The organism is Alkalimonas amylolytica (assembly GCF_900107845.1).
GTDB lineage: Bacteria > Pseudomonadota > Gammaproteobacteria > Enterobacterales > Alteromonadaceae > Alkalimonas > Alkalimonas amylolytica.
The window spans coordinates 169157-187760 of record NZ_FNRM01000002.1; the positions used below are offsets into that span (position 1 = coordinate 169157).

Consider the following 18604-nt stretch of genomic DNA (forward strand, 5'->3'; position numbering starts at 1 on the left):
ATGAAGATACAGCAAGCGCGGGCTGAAATCAGCAGCTTGCTTGAAATTTCCTGGTTAAAAAGTATACTAAAGGTTCACTCTAAATCGTCGCAGGAGGTTTATCATGGCATCGGTAGAAAGCACCAACCCGGCCGCTTTTGAAGCCAACCAATTAGCTGGTAACGCCCGACCTGAGCGCTCGGTTACAGTAGAACAACCAGCGGATCAGCCTGCACCTTCGTCCAATAGTGGTGCCAATACAGCTAACGATGTTTCCTCGGTGGATATCAGCCCGGAAGCACGTGCGGCCTTTGAGCAGGACAGTGCTGATTTTCAGCAAGCACTGCAGGATTTTCGTAGCCAGAATGCACAACAGTCAGCCCAGCTCGTGGCTAACCTCTTTGACGGTGCTGCAGGCAGCGGCAATCAATCCCTGACCGATGCCCTGGCGCAATTAAACAGCCTGGCCGAACGGCTAAACGACAACCGGCAAGCTGCTTTGGCCGATACCCTTGATATTCAGGATAACACTGAAACAACACCTGCTGTAGAAAACGAACCCGCCGCTGAAACCACGGCCACAGCTACCGAAGCAGATGCCGTCAATACCGATACCGAAACGCAGGAGTTCAGTCAGCGTAATGCGCTGGAAGAAACCGGCCTGACTCAATCGTAATGCTTTTGTATTTGCTCCAGCTGCTGGAAAAATTCATCCAGCAGCTTTTCACTGTCGGCATTGCTGTGCCAGGTATTGTGAAAACCTAAGGTTAGTTGCACCCGGCTGTTGTCAAAAAATAATTCGTAGCCATCAAAGCCTGCAGATACCTGCACCCCATCCAGCAAGTAGCCCTGCCCCCATTCTGTCTTGGTAACAGCACCATGCTTTTCGATTTTGCTGTAAACATCCATTAAAAATTTACTGTTTATTTTGTGTTCCATAAATCTGCTCCGTTCATTGCTGCGGTGTATTTAACACTGAATGGTTCGTGCTACCAGCTTAGTACAAGGATACGCACCCGTCGTTCAACCAGTTTCCTTGAATTTGAACCTGAGGGCTGTTCTGGGTATAGTGCCTGCGGACCCTTAAACTCAATGGAAAAAGCCATGACAAAAAAAATAACCAAGCCTTTGCTGCTTTCTGCCGCGGCCCTTGCCGTATCTTTTGCTACTCAGGCCAACATTGTTGCGCCAGCTCCGCTGGTTTCCATTCCAACGCACGATGCTTTTTTTGATCACCTGCGTGCCCACTGTGGGAAAGCCTATGAAGGCAAAGTAACGGTCAATAACCCATCAGTCTCTGGTTTTGAAGGCCGCCTCGTGATGCATGTTCGAGTGTGTGAAGATCACCAATTGCAGATCCCTTTTCATGTTGGTGACAACCACTCGCGTACCTGGATCTTAACCAAAACCGGTTCTGGCATCAGTCTAAAGCACGATCACCGGCTGGAAGATGGCAGCAATGATCCTATGACCATGTACGGTGGCCATACCGTCGATGCTGGCTTTGATCGGGTACAGTCTTTCCCGGTGGACCAGTACTCGATTGAAGAATTTGTGAAAGATGGCATTCCGGCATCCACTACCAATACCTGGCAAATGTACATTTATCCGGAGCAATTTACTTATCGCCTGTTCCGTGAAGGTCGTGAATTCCGGGTCGACTTTGATTTGACCAAGCCGGTCGATCTGCCACCAACCCCATGGGGCTACCAGTAAGCACAATGCCCATAGCCAGCAACTCAATCCGAGTTGTTGGCTCCCCTAGCCTGTTCAGGTTAGTATAGCTTTGCACTAAACATTATAATTACAACGCACTTCACTGGAGTCCATTTATGAAACCTTTGCATTGGTTTTCAGGAACCCTGGCAGCCAGCTGCTGCCTTGCACTGAGCGGCTGTGGCCAACCGGCACAGCAATCAGAGGTCGCAGCAACCGCTGCTGCCACCCCTTGGTATCAGCAAGATACTGAGATGAATCCACGCCTGGCCGAATACATTAAGACATTATCGTCCAATGAGTTCCAGGGACGGGCCCCGGCAACGGCTGGCGAAACCAGGACCGTTGCCTATCTGGAAGAACATTTTCGCCGCATTGGCTTAAAGCCGATTGATGGTGACAGTTACAAGCAACCAGTCTCGCTGGTACAGATTGATCCGGTGCAAGTAAGCGGTATGACTTTAAGCGGTGCCCTGGATACTACTCTCACTTACCGTGATGAAGTGATGGCCTGGACCACCCGGGTGGTGGATGGTGTCGAACTTAAAGACAGCGAGATGGTGTTTGTCGGTTACGGCATTGTCGCTCCGGAATACAATTGGAACGACTACGAAGGGCTGGATGTCGAAGGCAAAACCGTAGTGATGTTTGTCAATGATCCAGGCTACGCCACTCAGAACCCGGAGCTGTTTAACGGCAATGCCATGACTTACTATGGCCGCTGGACCTACAAATTCGAAGAAGCGGCCCGTCAGGGCGCAGCTGCTGCTTTGATCATCCATGAAACTGAGCCTGCGAGTTACGGCTGGGGGGTGGTAGCACATGGCTCCCCGATCAAATTTGACTTGATCAGCGAAAATAAAAATATGGACCGCTCCAAAATCGAAGGCTGGATCACCGCGGAAACAGCTGGCCGTTTGTTTGCTGCCAATGACACCGATATCGAGACCTTGCGGGCTCAGGCTTTATCTGGTGAATTTACGCCGGTACCCCTGAATATCACAGCGTCCATTTCGGTGAAAAATAACTTCCGTGAGCTGACCTCAAGTAATGTGGTTGGTTACATCGAAGGCAGCACCTACCCGGATGAGACCATTATTTACATGGCGCACTGGGATCACCTGGGCATGGATTTCTCCAACCCTAGTAACCCAGTGTTTAATGGCGCCCAGGATAACGCCAGTGGTACCGGCGCTGTAATGGCGCTGGCTGAGTACTTTGTGCAGCAGCCACAACCAGAGCGCAGCATTGCTTTTGTACTGGTCACCGCAGAAGAGCGCGGTTTGCTGGGTTCTGCCTGGTATGCCGAGCACCCGGTGTTCCCACTGGAAACCACCGTTGCCGCCATCAATATGGATGTGATGAATGTGTATGGCCCGATGAAAGACATGGTGATTGTTGGTTTGGGCAATACCGATCTGGAAGAAATTCTGGTGAAGCACACCGAGCAACAAGGGCGTTATGCCGTGCCGGAGCCGAACCCGGAAGCAGGTATTGCCTACCGCTCCGATCATTTCAGTCTGTCGAAGAAAGGCGTGCCTATTTTGTATGCCAAAGGCGGCAATGATCACTACCAGCATGGTGCTGAATGGGGTGCGGCCCAGCGCGCTGAATACAACCGCTGCTGCTACCACAAGGTACAAGATGAATGGAGCGATGACTTTGACCTGCGCGGCGCGCAGCAAGACATGTTCCTGTACTTCCGCGTTGGCAACGAGCTGGCCAACAGCCGCCAATGGCCAAACTGGTACCAGGGCAATGAATTCCGGGCTATTCGGGATGCCAGCGCCGCAGCGCGTAAGTAACAAGTGACCATCCTGAAACATCGTTTCCGGCTGGTCAAAACCCGGTTCATGCATCAAAGGGCAGCTTCAGCTGCCCTTTTGTTATGTCGGTGCTTTGACGAGGCTCAGAAGCACAAAAAAAGCACCCGAAGGTGCTTTTTTAAAGGAGGTTGGCAACTTACGCAGCCAGGCCTTCTTTTGCTTTGTTGACCAAAGCGGTGAATGCCGCCTTGTCATACACAGCGATGTCCGCCAGGATCTTACGGTCGATTTCCACAGAGGCTTTTTTCAGGCCTGCAATGAAACGGCTGTAAGACAAACCGTTCTGACGGGAAGCCGCGTTGATACGGGCAATCCACAGTTGACGGAACTGACGCTTACGCTGACGACGGTCACGGTAGGCGTATTGGCCTGCCTTGATTACCGCCTGGAAAGCAACACGATAAACACGACTGCGGGCACCGTAGTAACCTTTGGCCTGGTTTAACACCTTCTTGTGACGCGCGCGCGCCGTTACACCACGTTTTACTCTTGGCATGTCAAGCTCCTATTCGTTATGCGTATGGCATGCAGCGGTCAAGACCGGCAATATCAACTTTAGCAACCAGGGTTTTAGGGCCCAGTTGACGCTTACGCTTAGAGCTTTTCTTCGTCAGAATGTGGCGAAGGTGTGATTGCTTGCGCTTAAAGCTACCAGAAGCTGTTTTTTTGAAACGCTTCGCGGCACCTTTGTTGGTTTTCATCTTTGGCATAGTATTAAAACTCGCATTGTAGTTAACAACGAATAATAAGGCGTCAGCCACTGACCAGGGCCAGCGGCATGCGCTTGAAAGCCTTATTACTTCTTAATTGGGGCCAGCATCATGGTCATCTGGCGACCTTCCACCCGGCTGGGGAAAGATTCGCACACAGCAATGTCTTCTAAATCGGCTTTAATCCGGTTTAGCATCTCAATGCCGATTTCCTGATGCGCCATTTCACGACCGCGATACCGCAGCGTTACTTTGGCTTTGTCACCCTCTTCAATAAAGCGACGCAGGTTGCGTAGTTTGACCTGGTAATCGCCTTCATCAGTTCCAGGCCGGAATTTTACTTCCTTAATCTGGATCTGCTTTTGCTTTTTCTTCTGCTCTTTCAGAGCCTTACTTTTTTCAAACAGGAACTTACCATAATCCATCAGTTTACAGACTGGAGGTTCCGCATTTGGGCTTACTTCCACCAGATCAACTCCGGCTTCTTCCGCCATGGTCAAAGCTTCTGCAGTAACCACAACACCCAACTGCTCTCCTTCGACACCGACCAAACGTACTTCACGTACATTGATTTCTTCATTTAAGCGGTTTGCCCGCGGTGCTGCCTGATTCTTTTTTCCAACTTTAATGGTTCGTTCCTCCAAGAAAAGAATAATTACGACTTGGTTGCAATTTCTGTCTGCAGCTTGGCGACAAAGCCTTCCACCGACATCTTGCCCAAATCTTCCCCTTTACGGGTGCGTACTGCAACATCACCGGCTTCCATTTCTTTATCACCGACAACAATGAGGTACGGGATCCGCTTTAAGGTATGCTCGCGGATTTTAAAGCCTATTTTCTCATTTCTCAAGTCACTTATCACACGAATGCCCTGAGATTTGAAAGTTTTTACCAATTTCTGCACATATTCGGCCTGATGATCGGTAATATTCATGACCACCACCTGGGTTGGTGCCAACCAGGCTGGGAATAAACCAGCGTATTCTTCAATCAGAATACCGATGAAACGCTCCAGCGAGCCTAAAATAGCACGGTGAATCATCACAGGCGGCTTGCGCTCGCCATCTTCATCGACAAATTGAGCGCCAAGACGCGCTGGCATTGAGAAATCCAGCTGTATAGTACCACATTGCCAGGCACGACCGATGGAATCGTACAAAGTAAATTCAATTTTCGGGCCATAGAAGGCACCCTCGCCTGGCTGGTACTGGAATTCCAGACCATTGCGCTGCAAAGCTTCGGCCAGTGCCTGCTCGGATTTATCCCAACTTTCATCGCTACCGATGCGCTTTTCCGGACGGGTCGACAACTTGATATCAATGTTGTCGCTAAAGCCAAAATCTTTGTAGACGTCGTAGACCATTTTGATGCAGCTGGTGACTTCATCCAGAATTTGCTCTTCAGTACAGAACACATGGGCGTCATCCTGAGTGAAGGATCGCACCCGCATCAGGCCATGCAAAGCGCCGGACGGTTCATTACGATGCACAATGCCAAATTCAGCCATACGGTAAGGCAGGTCGCGGTAGCTTTTTAAGCCCTGATTGAAGATCTGAACATGGCCCGGGCAGTTCATCGGCTTCACGGCATAAGTGCGCTTTTCCGACTCGGTGGCAAAGATGTTGTCGTGGTATTTGTCCCAATGGCCGGATTTCTCCCACATCGACACATCCATGATCATTGGTGCCCGCACTTCTTCGTAGTCGTACTCCACCAGCTTTTCACGCATGTAATTTTCGATGGTCTTGTAGATTTTCCAGCCATCATCGTGCCAGAACACCATGCCTGGTGCTTCTTCTTGCCAATGAAACAGATTCAGTGCTTTACCGATTTTGCGGTGGTCACGCTTTTCGGCTTCTTCCAACTGCGTTAAATAGGCCGCCAATTGCTTTTTATCAGCCCAGGCAGTGCCATAAATACGTTGCAGCATCTTATTGTTTGAGTCACCGCGCCAGTAAGCGCCGGCCACTTTCATCACTTTAAAGTGCTGGCAAAACTTCATGTTCGGTACGTGCGGGCCACGGCACATATCGATGTATTCTTCGTGATGGTACAGGCCTGGCTGATCGTCTTTGCTGACGTTTTCCTGCAGAATCTGCAGTTTGTAGTTTTCACCACGGCCTTTGAAGGTATCGAACGCTTCCTGCCAGCTGACTTTTTTCTTAATAACGTCGTATTCGGTTTTAGCCAGCTCCAGCATACGCTGCTCGAGGCGCTGCAAATCGTCGTGGCTTAGCGAATGCTCCATGTCCACGTCGTAATAGAAGCCCTTATCGATCACGGGGCCGATGGCCATTTTTACATTGGGCCACAACTGCTTGATGGCATGACCCAGCAAGTGCGCGCAGGAGTGGCGGATGATCTCCAGGCCTTCGTCGTTTTTGGCGGTGATAATTTGCAGCTCTGAGTCCTGCTCAATCAAATCACAGGCATCGACCAGCTGGCCATTCACACGACCAGCAATGGTTGCTTTCGCTAAACCAGGGCCAATGTCTTTGGCAACATCCATCACAGAAACTGAGTGTTCGAATACGCGCTGACTGCCGTCAGGCAAAGTAATTACAGGCATGACTTGTCCTTTTCCAGTGGTGGCCCATACCAAGGGTCACATATGAATTCAATAATGTTTAGCCGTGTACGATGAAAGAGCACGGATAAAGCTGAGACGGTATGCCTTGCGGACCAGTCGATGACCCCTACTAAGAGCCATTTGATACACAACGCGGAATACCGCTTGATTTCAGCGGGGCTATAATAGCACCTGCGCTCGCTTAGCTCCATACAAAGTCCTTGCTGTGGGTGAATTTTCTTAATTTTGCGCCATACTCAATACACCAAGTTCAGGCTGGAGCGATAATTATGTGGCAAGCCATTGCGGAGCACATTAACAGTGAGCTGGATATTGATTTTAAGGTAGAGTCAAAACATCAACTAAGTGGTGGTGATATCAACCTGGCTTACCATATTTCCGACGATAAGCATGACTTTTTCATCAAACTGAATGAAAAAGAACAGCTGGAGCAATTTATCTCCGAAGCCATGTGCCTACACTGCATTGAGCAGCGTCATGCCATCCGGGTACCCAAGGTCATTTGCTATGGCCAAACACTGGATAAAGCCTTTTTAGTCCTGGAGTATATCCCCTTGGTGGATGAGCACAATGCCGGCTGGGAGGCGTTAGGCTTGGCAATGGCCAAACTGCATGAAGACAGCGGCCAGGCCATGTATGGCTTTGACTGGGACTGCACCTTGGGGCGCACCAGTCAGCCCAATAAATGGCAAGGCAACTGGAGCAGCTTTTTCTCGGAACAGCGCCTTGGCTGGTTGCTGCAACTGTTGCAGGAGCAAGGCTTTGGCTTTGGTAAAATCGATTTTCTGGTCGAGCAATGCCGGCAGCGTCTACACCATTATGAACCGGTGCCAAGCTTGGTGCATGGCGACTTTTGGCGCGGCAATGTCGGCTTTACGGCCGATGAAGCCATTATCTTTGATCCATCCAGTTATTACGGTGACCGGGAGGTGGATATTGCCTTTAGTGAACTGTTTGGTCGCTTTCCGGAGCGTTTCTACCACAGCTACCAAAGCCAGTATCCGCTGGATAAAAACTACACTGAGCGCAAAAGTTTGTACAACCTGTACCATGTACTGAACCATGCCTATATGTTCCGTGGCAGTTACCTGTTGCAGGCACAGGATATGGTAAAGCACTTGTTTTATTAATCCTGCATTTTATTAAGTCCGTGTTTTTATTGATCCAAAACGCGCTTTGACTGATAAAATAATCCCTTTCTCAGCAAAAGTGATGGTTCAATGAACTCAACAACTGCACCGGTAGCCCTTATCACTGGCAGCGCCAAACGCCTTGGCCGTGCCATGATAGAGCGGCTGCATCGCCATGGCTACCAAGTCATTATTCACTACCATAACTCCGAAGCTGAAGCGCAAAGCTTTGCCAACAGCCTGAATCAGCAGCGACCGCACAGCGCTCATCTGGTAAAAGGGGATCTGACCGACAACAGCAGCCTGTTGCGCATTGCCAGTGAAGCAGAGCAGGCTTTTGGCCGGCTGGATGTACTGATTAACAATGCCTCGGCTTTTTACCCTACCCGGCTCGGTAGCGCCAACTTTGAGGACTGGGATCAACTGATGGGCTCCAATGCCAAGGCACCGTTTTTCCTGAGCCAGGCCCTGGCTCCAGCGCTCTCGAAGCAAAACGGCTGCATTATCAACATGGTGGATATTCATGCCGAGCGCCCTTTGCTGGAGCACCCTATTTACTGCATGGCCAAGGCCGCACTTTTGATGCTGACAAAGTCGCTGGCACGCGAATTAGCGCCTACAATAAGAGTGAATGGGATAGCACCAGGCGCCATACTTTGGCCAAGCAATGACATTGCAGAAACAGACAAACAGATGATCCTGCAGCAAATCCCATTGGAGACACTTGGCACTCCGGATGATATTGCCGATACCGCCTTGTTTTTGATCGAATCGGGTTATGTGAACGGACAAATTATTGCGGTCGATGGCGGCAGAAGTCTGGGGGGAACAAAAAAAGCCTAACAGCCTGTTACAATTGGAGGCGCTATGTCGGTATTACGTCGCACCATTGAATGCCCCTTTTGCGGTCACCATCTGCATATTAGCTTTGAGGTGACCGATGAAGATCAGGATTACATCGAAGACTGCAGCAATTGCTGCAATCCAATCCATTTACGCGTGCATAAAGACGATCTGCATCACAGTGTGCAGTTGTTTGTCGATGCCGATGATGAACAGTACTACTAAGCCTGCTGCCGCTGCTGCATCACCCGCTCAACCGTTTGCACAATGGTGACGGTTTGCTGATCCAGTTCAATATTGAGCCGATCACCAACTCGCCGCTGTCCCAGCGTAGTGATACTGAGCGTTTCCGGGATTAAGTGCAGCTCAAAACCATCGGCATGCACCAGTCCTACCGTCAAGCTGGCCCCATCGACCGTAATAAAACCTTTGGCAAGCACATAAGGTAAATACTCTGTCTCCAACCGCAGCCGCATTCGGCAGTTGTGTTCGCTGCGTTCAAGCTCGATCAGCTCAGCGGTGGTTTGGATATGACCGGACACCAGATGGCCGCCAATTTCATCGCCAAACTTTAAGGAGCGCTCATAGTTCACCCAATCACCTGGCTCTAAAGCGCCAAGATTCGTGCGAGCCAACGTTTCATCAATGACATCAAAAGCCACCCGACCTGCAGCTTCATCAAAAGCAGTGACCGTTAAACACACCCCATTGATGGCAATACTGGCACCCAGCGTGAGCTGCTGCAGCTTGTCAGAAGCCACCTGCAGGGTTAAATGACGAAAATCCGCAGACGATTCTATAGCGGCAATTTTGGCCTGGCACTGAACAATACCTGTAAACATACACCCTCTGTTGTGCTAAAGTATGCGCCCGTTCCTGCAGGGGCAACTCATTGATCACTATGCTACCTTTTTCCCGCTTTGAAGCCAGAACAATTTTTAAATTATCCGGCCCCATTGTGCTGGCGCAGCTGACGCAAACCCTGATGTATTTTGTCGATACCGTGATGGCCGGCCGGGTCAGTGCACTGGATATGGCGGCGATCGCGGTAGCTTCGGGTTTGTGGCTACCGGTGATGCTAACCTTGCAAGGTTTGCTGCTGGCACTGACCCCGATTATTGCCCAGTATTTTGGCAGCAAGAAAACCGAACCGGTGACGCATTACACCCTGCAAGGCTTGTATCTTGGGCTGGCACTGGCAGCTAGTTTATTCGTAGTGATGCAGTTTGCCGATCACTTGCTGGACTTGCTGAATATGGAAGCTGAGCTGCGGGAAAAAACCAGCTTGTACCTGACCTTTGTCAGTTACGGCCTGTTTCCGGCCGCTGGTTACATGGTCATGCGTAACCTGTTTGAGGGCATTGGCAACACCAAAGCCAGCATGTGGATCAGCTTTGTTGGTATTTTAGTAAACATTCCGGCCAACTACGTCTTTATCTACGGCAAGTTAGGCATGCCGGCCTATGGCGGTGCTGGGTGTGGTATCGCCACCAGCCTGGTACTGCTGGCGATGTTTCTGGCCATGCTGGTCTATGGCTGGTTTAGCCGCAGTACCGCACCCTACCGCTTCTGGCCTGCGCGCCTGACGCCTGACTTTAAAGCCATCTGGCAGGTGATTCGCATCGGCACACCCATCGCCTTGTCGATTTTCTTTGAAGTCACCCTCTTTGCCTGCATTCCATTGATGATTGTGCATCTTGGCCCTGTGGTAGTAGCCGGTCATCAGGTGGCACACAACTACAGTGCCATTGTTTTTATGATACCTCTCAGTTTGGGCATGGCCGCGACCATCCGGGTCGGTCACCTGGTTGGTGAGCGCAATTTGCAGGCGCTGCGCACCGCCATCAGTACCGTGCTGATCGTTGCTTTTTTACTGGCGGCCTGCATTGCCGCTTTCACCTACCTGATGCGCTTTCAGGTACCGCAAATATACAGCAAGGATGCTGAGGTACTGGCGCTGGCTGCCGGTATTATGGTACTGGCTGCTTTGTATCAGTTGTCCGATGCCATTCAGGTGGTGTCGGCCTGCGCCCTGCGTGGCATGAAAATTACCAAGCCGGTGCTCTTTATCACCTTAATCGCCTACTGGCCGATCGGTTTTGGCCTTGGCGCCGTATTGGGATTAACCGACTGGCTGGTGCCGGCTATGGGGGTAAAAGGCTTCTGGACCGGTATTATCGTTGGTTTGACCGTGGCAGCTGTGTTGCTATTCTGGTTGTTGCAACATTCATTACGGAGGTTTGAACGCGATGGCTTACCGCTGGATCTTGCTGATCAGCATCAGTCTGGGCCTGCTGGCGTGTAGCCCGGCCACTGAGCGCCAGTTAAGCAATTACCAAAGCCGGCTGGAGCGCGTGGCAGGCATCGAATCTGCTCGGGTCCAGCCACTTGCTGTCGATGCCTTGCCAAGTGCCCGAGAATTGCTGCACCCTTTACCCGATCTGCGACTGGATTTACTGGATGCCTGGGCCAGCCGCCAGTGCGGCCTGGACGCTTTAATCGCTGAGCGCAACTCCAGTCTTGGTCGGGTGCAAAGCCATAGCCTTCGGTTAAACTATGAACTTCGCTTACTGCGTCAATTGGAGTACTGCCTGCAACAAGACAGCATCAGCAGTCCACTGCAACAACAACTTGCCGATATTTTACACAGCAAACAAAACAGCATTGAGCTGTCTTTTCTGAACATGCTGCATGCGGAGCAAACCTTACGTCAGCAACTGCATGGTAAAAGCCAGTTGCTGCCAATTGCTGGCCAGCAGGCCTTGTTTGAAACTCAGGCAGCACTGCAGCAGTTAAACCAACTGCACCAGGCCATTGCAGCAAAGGACTGGCAAGCGGCCGCCGCTATTGATATTGAAGCCGCACTTGGGGTGTTGCACCGTTTTGATACCCTCGCCGTGCTGCAATACAGCCAACGCTACCTGAGTGGCTGGCTAACCAGCCTGAATCAGGCCTTATTGGCGCTTGAGCCAGCACAGTTTTGTCCGCAGCAACGCCACAGCGAACAACTCGGCATCCTGACCACGGTCTTTTTAAAGTTTTTTGCCGAAGAGCTGCAGCCTTATTTCAACCAGCATCAACGTCATATGCAGGCACTTTGGCCAGAGCTGCAGAAACTCTATCAACAAAGCCCTCTGCTGCCGGTGCTGGAGCAACGCTATGCTGGCAGTGCCGCGCATTTGCAACAAGAGATCCTGACGCATATCGGCTGGTGGCAGCACCTCAATAGCGAATGCCCGGCCGGTTTAACGCAAAGAAATTAACCGTTACCAGCATTTATTTTCATGTTTAGGTGCTACAATCATTACATAGCTGGCAAGACGCCATGTGGTGCTAAATTCGAGGGAGCGAATGAATATAGGATTGGGTTACAGTTGTCAGGCCTGCTCGTTGCAAGCCGGACAAGAAGCCGCCAACCTTGCTAGCCATCTGTTGCAACAGCCAGAGTTGATCCTGGCATTTTGCAATCACCATTTAAATCCTCACGATGTGTATCTCGGCATACGAGCTGTACTTGGCGACCAAGTGCCTATCATTGGCGGCTCTGCCATTGGCATTATCGGCAATGATTTCGTGCTAACCGATGGCCCTGCTGTGGTTGTGGCCGCTTTGCGAAGCGATCAACTGCGTTGTCATTACGCCAGCAGCAAGGCACTGTTCAAAGATCCCAAGCTAACGGGCACAGCACTTGGTAATCAGCTGGCAAAGGTTGCCGCTCCGGGCTGCTTAGTAGTGCTTTATGACTCCATCAAGCATCCGGCCAGTAAACAGAGGCCGGCCGTGTTAAACCCATCCAACCTGCTGCTGAAAGGGCTGGCTGAAAGTCAGCTGACGGTCCCGACGGTGATAGGTGCCGGCTTACTGGGTGATCACTTGTTTCAAAGTTGCTGGCAATTCACCGGCTTTAAAGTCAGTCAGCAACAGGCACTTGGCTTACTTCTCGCTGGCCCCTTACAAAGCCATATCACCGTGCTGCATGGCTGTCGCCCGGTATCTGACACGGAGTACACCATCAGCAGCATTCATGGCCAGTTCTTGTACGCGCTGGATAACGAACCCGCAGTACAGGTGATTGATCAGGCCCTGGGTAATAACGAGTGGCGTCAGAGCGCTCCGGTACGCAATTTTTGCCTCGGCCGCAGGCTGGCAAAGCCGGGCAGTGAGCAGCCGCATTACATCAACCGGCTGATCAGTGGTTTACTACCAGAACAAGATGGCCTGATCCTGTTTGAAGATGATTACCAGCTTGGCGATAAAGTACTGTTAATGTACAGGGACCCCGCTGCAGCGCTTGACTGTGCACGCGTTCAGATCAAAGCGCTACTCAGCCGGATCCAACAAAGTGGCCAAACACCTTTATTTGCGCTTTATATCAACTGTGGTGGTCGGGCGGAAAAGAGGCTATCGGATGAGCAGGCGGAAACCCGGGAGATCCAACGCCAGCTTACAGCCGCAGGGATCCCACTGCTTGGGTTTTACAGCGGAGTAGAGATTGCGCCAATCCAGGGACAGGCTCGGGGCCTGGACTGGAGTGGCGTACTGACCATTATTTGCCGCGCCAACTAGCTCCCTCCTGAAGCGCTGTCCAGGCGAACATGAGCGCGGCTTAACTGTTCTAATCGTACGATTGATACGGCATGCCTTGTTGCCACCAATCAGGTGCAGGCTCACCTTTTAAGTAATGATTAAAAAACTCCAGCATCTTGATGCTGTAATCCAGCTTATTGGCAAAACGCTGCAAATGATGCCCTTCCCCTTCGTAATGCAGCATCACCACATCTTTGCTTAACCGACGCATGGCTAAATACAGCTCAATCCCTTGCTCCCACGGCACAGCACCATCTTTATCGCCAAATTGGATCAGCAAGGGCGTATGGATGCGATCGGCAAAGAACACCGGCGAGTTTTTCAGGTAAGGTTCTAAATTTTCAAACATCGATACCCCCAGCCGGCTCTGGCCGGTTTCGTACTGGAACAAACGCGCCAGGCCGGTTTGCCAGCGAATGCCGCTGTAGGCACTGGTCATATTGGACACCGGAGCACCAGCCACGGCAGCAGCAAAGCGGTCGGTTTCCGTCACCACAAAAGCCGTTTGATAGCCCGACCAACTGTGGCCATGCAAACCAATAGCAGCGGGGTCGGCAATGCCAAGCTCAATTAAGCGATCGATGCCAGGCAGCAAGGACTCAGTGGCACTTGGCCCCGGCGCGCCCTCACGAAAGCGCACATCCGGCAAAAACACCACATAGTCCTGGCCCAGATAAAATGGGAAGTTCGGCCGGTGGTTCACCTTCATCTGGTTATAATGATGCAGCCGCTGCGAGAACTGCTCGTAGTAGTACACCAGCACCGGGTAGCGACGGTTGACATCGTACCCATCCGGCGTGATCACCACGCCTTGCAAACGCTCACCATCCTCGGTATACCAATCAATCAGGTGGCTGTCACCCCAGAGAAACTGCGCTTGTTGCGGGTTTAGATCAGTCAGTTGCCGCCGCTTGGAAAAATCAGCAGTGGCATACCAAATATTGGGGAACTGCCGAAAGCTTTGCTCGGTATACAAATAACCGCCAAGCTCTGGCAGCGCTTCCACCAGATCAAAGCGTTTGCTATCGGCCAGCAGCTGCTTAAGTGTTTGATTGCTCAGACTAAGTTGGTAAAAGCCATAGCTTTTATCTTCTTCATCAAAGCGGCTTAGCAGCACATCCGCATCAGGCTCAATGGCCAGGGCTTTGGGATCAGTGCGCTCAAGCCGAAAGCGCTGCCGGTTATCCCGGCCGATACGGGTCAGATTGGTACTGCTGCCATCAAGCGACAACTGCCAGATATCAAACCGATCATACACCAACACGGCCGTTTCATCGGCCAACCAGCCGGCTACGCCGTAACTGGCAGCAGGCTCTGGCCTATCATGCGTTTCGTCCAGCCAGGACACATTGGCATCGGCACCTAAGATACGGCGCTCGCCAGTTTTGCTATCAAACAGCTGCCACTGTCCGGCCTGCTGATACAAAGCATAACGCCCGCTTGGCGATAAATGGGCCCGTTCGATGCTGCGATTGCGGGCAAATACTTGCTGGCGCTCACCTGTTCGTAAGTTAACATGCCAGACATCATGAAAGCGACCATCCCAGGTCATATCCAGCAGGTAAGGACGGCCATTGCTGATAAGCAACGCTTCGCTGTGCTCGCTAAGCTGCAACCGATCTTCCACATCATCTCCCAGCGGAACCAGCTTTTCCTCGTCCAGCCAAAACACTGCCGGTGCTGTGCGCTTTAACGCTTGCTGGTACTCAGCTTTTTGCTGTGGGTTTATCCGATCATCCTGGCCATGCCAGACCTGTAAGCGACGATCTGCCAACAGGCGTTCGGTAGCAAATAAATCGGCTTCCGTTTCAGGTTTAGCCGATGGTTCGGTAACAACCGCAGGCTCTGGCCGAAAACCAACAAAGACTCGCTGGCCATCGTCACTAAAGCGCGGGGCCTGCTGCACACTTAGCAACCAGCCCTCACGCTCAAGCGCATGGGGCGCAGCTTTGTTCAACTCTGCCGGCCAGTGCCACAGCTGCTGGGCAATCTCAGTCTCTTTGTTATCATCGTCTGGGCGGTTACCGGCAAAGAACACCAGCTGCTGACCATCGGCACTAAAGGTCAGTTGTTGGTTCAGCGCCGCTGAAGGTGGTGAGAGTTCAAACCGTCGGTCAAAAGCCGCATCCCACAGCATCACCTGCTGCAACTGCAGGCTATCATCGTCTTTATCGCTAAACGCATGCACATAAGCCACCAGACTACCCTGCCCAGCCACCGCAAATTCGGTCACCTGACCAAGCTCAGTTTGCGTGCCCTGCGCTATCCGGCCCACAGCACTAAGCTGTACCGCTGTCAGTAACTGGGTTTTGTCTTTGCTGTCGGCTTTACGTGCCAGCAAGAGCGCCTGGCTACCATCGCCGCTAAAGGCAAAACGGTCAATAGCGCGAAACAGCTGCTGCTCACCCGTGGCGGTATTTAGCAGCACCGCATCATGGGCTAAAGCATCACGGCCAGCTTTGTCGGTGGCTTGCTCGCGCAGCAACAAGGGTGAGCGCTGACGAAACAGCGCAAAGCTGCCATCGGCATTAAGCAAACCGCGGTCGGCATAAGGCACTGAAAATTGCTGCCCGGTCAGCACATTCACCAGATAGCCGGTACTGTCGCCATAATCCGGCTCAGCGGTATAGACCATCAGCTGCTGATTGCCGCTCAGGCTCCGCTCTTTGATTTCACGAAACTGCATCACATCGCTAAAAGTGAGCGGCCTGAGGGCATCGGTCACCACTTTGCTGGATGGGATCACCACCGGCGAGGGGCTGGAAATGACCGTCGAAGTAACACTGGCAGGTAACTGGCTGCAGGCAAAAGTACCTACTGCCAGGGCAAAACAAAGCGCCAAACGGCGCATGGATGGTTGGTTTCTATTCATGGTTTATTCTTATAAGACGACATCCATCCAACCTTACCACAGGCATATTTGCTGTGCATAAAAACCCCATCAAGCAGCAAAAGCACGGGATAAACCGCAGTTAAGTAGCTGCAGCACCGGCATACGGGCAAAAATCCGCCAAACGGCTCAGGCTACTAAAAAAACACTTGCCAAGCCACCGGCCGCCCACTAAGATAGCGGCCGTTGTCAGCGACAACACTCTGCGTCCTTAGCTCAGTTGGTTAGAGCACCACCTTGACATGGTGGGGGTCGGTGGTTCGAATCCACTAGGACGCACCACATTCCAAACACAAACGCCGCTCATTGAGCGGCGTTTGTGTTTTTAAGCTTCTGATTAAATAGCAGTTGCTTGGATGACTGCACGCTAGTTGCATTTGGAAATAATGCTAAATTGACCGTATGACAATTGGCACCTTTAGCACTTAGAGCTTGCCAATACCCCGCTCGCATTCACGCATGCCTGTTGGATTATTAATAATCAGCGGTGCATCAATGGCAATACCTATCGGCTGATAATCCTGCACCAATTGGCAAATAGCGTCATTACCCAGGACTTCACTCAACAACACATCGACAGGCAAGACATGCTCGTCTAATCGCCCCAAGGCCAAGCCTGTTGGCTTGATGCCATGCCAAGCGAGGTCAATGCCCGCTAATGGTACACCTTGCATATCTGTTATGCTTAAAAAGTGGCCTTTTTTAGTAAGATGGCAAGTTATATATATAGAAAATCATAAAAATTATACATGACACGATTCAGTTGTATAAAAATAAGAAAAAACTATACATAAAATACCGTTAAGTGCGCTTTAAGCACTTTGCGCCAACTGCAAAAACAGCGGATCGTATTCGCTTAAAAAGGCAAAGTTACTCTGATTGGCGCCATTGGCAGGCTGCGTCATAATCCCTCGTCGCAAGCTGATGATTTGATTTTATATATAGATAAGTTTGTACCATTCGACTGGACGGTTGGCAACTTTCGAGAATGCTAAGCTCAAATCACTCTCTGCAGTTCCATCACTTGCCAGGACCGTATTTCATATTGGCTCAGGAAGTTTATTAAGAGATCTTCCAAAAGAGCTTCAATACGAAATCCATAACAATTACTTAGTGAGCTGATTGGCAAAGTCATGGTTGACATCGCGATGCCCCGCTTCATCCGCCCGCACTGCAATCACCACGTCGCGCAGCCGGGCATCAGCTGGCAATTGCCAGTAATCTATGGCCACCTGGGGTGCCGCAATATTGTCGATCTTCCCTTTGTCTATCTCTTCCAGATAGCAACTGTAACTAAATACCGCTTCTTCTTCAAAGTAACCCACCAACCGATGCGCAGTCCTTTCCGAAAACAGATACAAGATGAAAAAGCCGGTAAAGAACAAGCCCTGCGCCAGTAAAATCAACAGGCGCTCAAACCAGTTGGGTTTGGCAATTTCAATAAAGGTCATCAGGTGCATGCGCTCATTTTCAGCTTCATCCAGCAATATCCTGATCCAACCCTGGTCGTCTTCCATTCGGCGCAAGCTGCGCATATGCCGCAGCATACCAGCCACCATGCCCGGCACTCCTGCGACGGTTTCAAGAATAACGGCCCGGTGGCCATAGCGTTTGGCAAAAAAGGTATCCGCGCAAAAACGCAGCAATTTGGTAAGGCGAAAAGCAATTCGATCGGATAAGTTTTGTGGGCTATGGTGGGCGGCTAACGGATCTGGCTGGTCAAGCCGGTCTTCTGACATTCGTGACTCCTGCAGCTATCAAGATAAAGGTCCTTGCCAGAGACTAACACGTCGACGAATTTACTGCCTGCTCTTTCACAAAGCCTCCAGCTGCCGCAATTGCTCAGTTACCCGCCCGGCCTGTTGCTGTACCTTGCTTATTTCCAGTTGGTAGTGATTGAGCACCGAACGCATTTCTTCAGCGGCTCCGGCAATAAAAGTGCGGCCGGTCACCGCATCCGGTGATTGAATGTCTTCGCCACTGATTTCAGACAACTTGGCATTGCGCTCCCGTTCCAAACTCTGCCGGCGATTGTTCAATTGCTGCAACTGGCGCTCCAGGCTTTGCTTACGCACATTCAGGCTGATCTGCTGCAAGCTTTCTGTGGCATTGCTGTTTTGAACATTGTCTCTTGCCGGAGATGCAACAGCACGCTTGGTGGGGGTGGTGTCGTATTGTGCCAGCTTCTCGGCGTTATCGGCGCATGGCGTTTGACTAAACAGAGTCACACCATTTTGCTCGCATCGGTACACGCTGGCATGGCTAACAACACTGAATAAGATCAGACTGAGAGGGAGCAGTTTTTTCATTTGAATACCGGAAATCTGAGCCAA

Annotated in this window: 19 protein-coding genes and 1 tRNA gene; 10 read left to right on the forward strand and 10 right to left on the reverse strand. The window is 51.2% G+C overall.

Annotated features, from left to right (window positions below; all coding sequences use genetic code 11):
* Positions 1-103 precede the first annotated feature (103 nt).
* On the forward strand, positions 104-655 hold the full coding sequence (locus BLW37_RS04205) for a hypothetical protein (RefSeq protein ID WP_091340049.1): 552 nt from the start codon (positions 104-106) through the stop codon (positions 653-655).
* Here BLW37_RS04205 and BLW37_RS04210 read toward each other — a convergent pair.
* Positions 646-918 (reverse strand): DUF3081 family protein, encoded by a 273-nt coding sequence (locus BLW37_RS04210; protein WP_091340055.1) that lies wholly within the window; start codon positions 916-918, stop codon positions 646-648. The two genes, BLW37_RS04205 and BLW37_RS04210, sit on opposite strands and share 10 nt — an antisense overlap.
* A gap of 165 nt (positions 919-1083) precedes the next feature.
* Between BLW37_RS04210 and BLW37_RS04215 the strand changes: the two genes are divergently transcribed.
* Positions 1084-1695 (forward strand): hypothetical protein, encoded by a 612-nt coding sequence (locus tag BLW37_RS04215; protein WP_171907540.1) that lies wholly within the window; start codon positions 1084-1086, stop codon positions 1693-1695.
* Positions 1696-1811: 116 nt separating this feature from the next.
* Positions 1812-3500: a M28 family metallopeptidase gene (locus BLW37_RS04220; protein WP_091340059.1), complete on the forward strand. Its 1689-nt coding sequence runs from the start codon at positions 1812-1814 to the stop codon at positions 3498-3500.
* Positions 3501-3657: 157 nt separating this feature from the next.
* On the opposite strand, the gene rplT is transcribed toward BLW37_RS04220, so the two are convergent.
* The 4 genes from rplT to thrS form a co-directional block, all read right to left on the reverse strand.
* On the reverse strand, positions 3658-4017 hold the full coding sequence (gene rplT / locus BLW37_RS04225; RefSeq protein ID WP_091340064.1) for a 50S ribosomal protein L20: 360 nt from the start codon (positions 4015-4017) through the stop codon (positions 3658-3660).
* A 16-nt stretch (positions 4018-4033) separates the two neighbouring features.
* Positions 4034-4231: a 50S ribosomal protein L35 gene (rpmI, locus tag BLW37_RS04230; RefSeq protein WP_091341054.1), complete on the reverse strand. Its 198-nt coding sequence runs from the start codon at positions 4229-4231 to the stop codon at positions 4034-4036.
* 86 nt (positions 4232-4317) lie between these two features.
* On the reverse strand, positions 4318-4875 hold the full coding sequence (gene infC / locus BLW37_RS04235) for a translation initiation factor IF-3 (RefSeq protein ID WP_091340070.1): 558 nt from the start codon (positions 4873-4875) through the stop codon (positions 4318-4320).
* A gap of 11 nt (positions 4876-4886) precedes the next feature.
* A complete protein-coding gene (thrS, locus tag BLW37_RS04240) occupies positions 4887-6800 on the reverse strand; it encodes a threonine--tRNA ligase (RefSeq protein ID WP_091340073.1) in 1914 nt (637 codons plus the stop codon).
* Between the two features lie 290 nt (positions 6801-7090).
* Here thrS and BLW37_RS04245 point away from each other — a divergent pair, with 290 nt between their 5' ends.
* From BLW37_RS04245 to BLW37_RS04255, 3 genes are all read left to right on the forward strand, one after another.
* The gene (locus BLW37_RS04245; RefSeq protein WP_091340077.1) at positions 7091-7951 is read left to right on the forward strand and encodes a fructosamine kinase family protein; all 861 of its coding nucleotides are present in this window, start codon (positions 7091-7093) and stop codon (positions 7949-7951) included.
* Positions 7952-8041: 90 nt separating this feature from the next.
* Positions 8042-8794, forward strand: coding sequence for a pteridine reductase (locus BLW37_RS04250; protein WP_091340080.1), 753 nt, complete (start codon positions 8042-8044; stop codon positions 8792-8794).
* 24 nt (positions 8795-8818) lie between these two features.
* A complete protein-coding gene (locus BLW37_RS04255) occupies positions 8819-9019 on the forward strand; it encodes a CPXCG motif-containing cysteine-rich protein (protein WP_091340082.1) in 201 nt (66 codons plus the stop codon).
* Here BLW37_RS04255 and BLW37_RS04260 read toward each other — a convergent pair.
* Entirely contained in the window at positions 9016-9636 is a 621-nt protein-coding gene (locus tag BLW37_RS04260) for a riboflavin synthase subunit alpha (RefSeq protein WP_091340085.1), read from the reverse strand. The two genes, BLW37_RS04255 and BLW37_RS04260, sit on opposite strands and share 4 nt — an antisense overlap.
* Positions 9637-9695: 59 nt before the next feature.
* Here BLW37_RS04260 and BLW37_RS04265 point away from each other — a divergent pair, with 59 nt between their 5' ends.
* The 3 genes from BLW37_RS04265 to BLW37_RS04275 all read left to right on the forward strand — a co-directional run bounded on the left by BLW37_RS04265 (position 9696) and on the right by BLW37_RS04275 (position 13360).
* Positions 9696-11099 carry an MATE family efflux transporter gene (locus BLW37_RS04265; RefSeq protein WP_091340090.1) on the forward strand — a complete coding sequence of 468 codons (1404 nt, stop codon included), beginning with the start codon at positions 9696-9698 and terminating at the stop codon, positions 11097-11099.
* On the forward strand, positions 11044-12057 hold the full coding sequence (locus BLW37_RS04270; protein ID WP_091340094.1) for a DUF3080 family protein: 1014 nt from the start codon (positions 11044-11046) through the stop codon (positions 12055-12057). The genes BLW37_RS04265 and BLW37_RS04270 overlap by 56 nt, the downstream gene beginning before the upstream one ends.
* 88 nt (positions 12058-12145) lie before the next feature.
* On the forward strand, positions 12146-13360 hold the full coding sequence (locus BLW37_RS04275; RefSeq protein ID WP_091340097.1) for an FIST N-terminal domain-containing protein: 1215 nt from the start codon (positions 12146-12148) through the stop codon (positions 13358-13360).
* Positions 13361-13409: 49 nt separating this feature from the next.
* Here the strand turns inward: BLW37_RS04275 and BLW37_RS04280 are convergent, their stop codons facing one another.
* Positions 13410-16253, reverse strand: coding sequence for a S9 family peptidase (locus BLW37_RS04280; protein WP_091340099.1), 2844 nt, complete (start codon positions 16251-16253; stop codon positions 13410-13412).
* Between the two features lie 223 nt (positions 16254-16476).
* On the opposite strand from BLW37_RS04280, the gene BLW37_RS04285 reads away from it, so the two are divergent.
* A tRNA-Val gene (locus tag BLW37_RS04285) sits at positions 16477-16553 on the forward strand.
* A 143-nt stretch (positions 16554-16696) separates the two neighbouring features.
* Here BLW37_RS04285 and BLW37_RS04290 read toward each other — a convergent pair.
* From BLW37_RS04290 to BLW37_RS04300, 3 genes are all read right to left on the reverse strand, one after another.
* Positions 16697-16945, reverse strand: a complete 249-nt coding sequence (locus BLW37_RS04290) for a DUF429 domain-containing protein (RefSeq protein ID WP_091340101.1) — start codon at positions 16943-16945, stop codon at positions 16697-16699.
* A gap of 432 nt (positions 16946-17377) precedes the next feature.
* Positions 17378-18010 carry an alternative oxidase gene (locus tag BLW37_RS04295; RefSeq protein WP_091340104.1) on the reverse strand — a complete coding sequence of 211 codons (633 nt, stop codon included), beginning with the start codon at positions 18008-18010 and terminating at the stop codon, positions 17378-17380.
* 75 nt (positions 18011-18085) lie between these two features.
* Entirely contained in the window at positions 18086-18580 is a 495-nt protein-coding gene (locus BLW37_RS04300) for a DUF4124 domain-containing protein (protein WP_091340106.1), read from the reverse strand.
* Positions 18581-18604 lie beyond the last annotated feature (24 nt).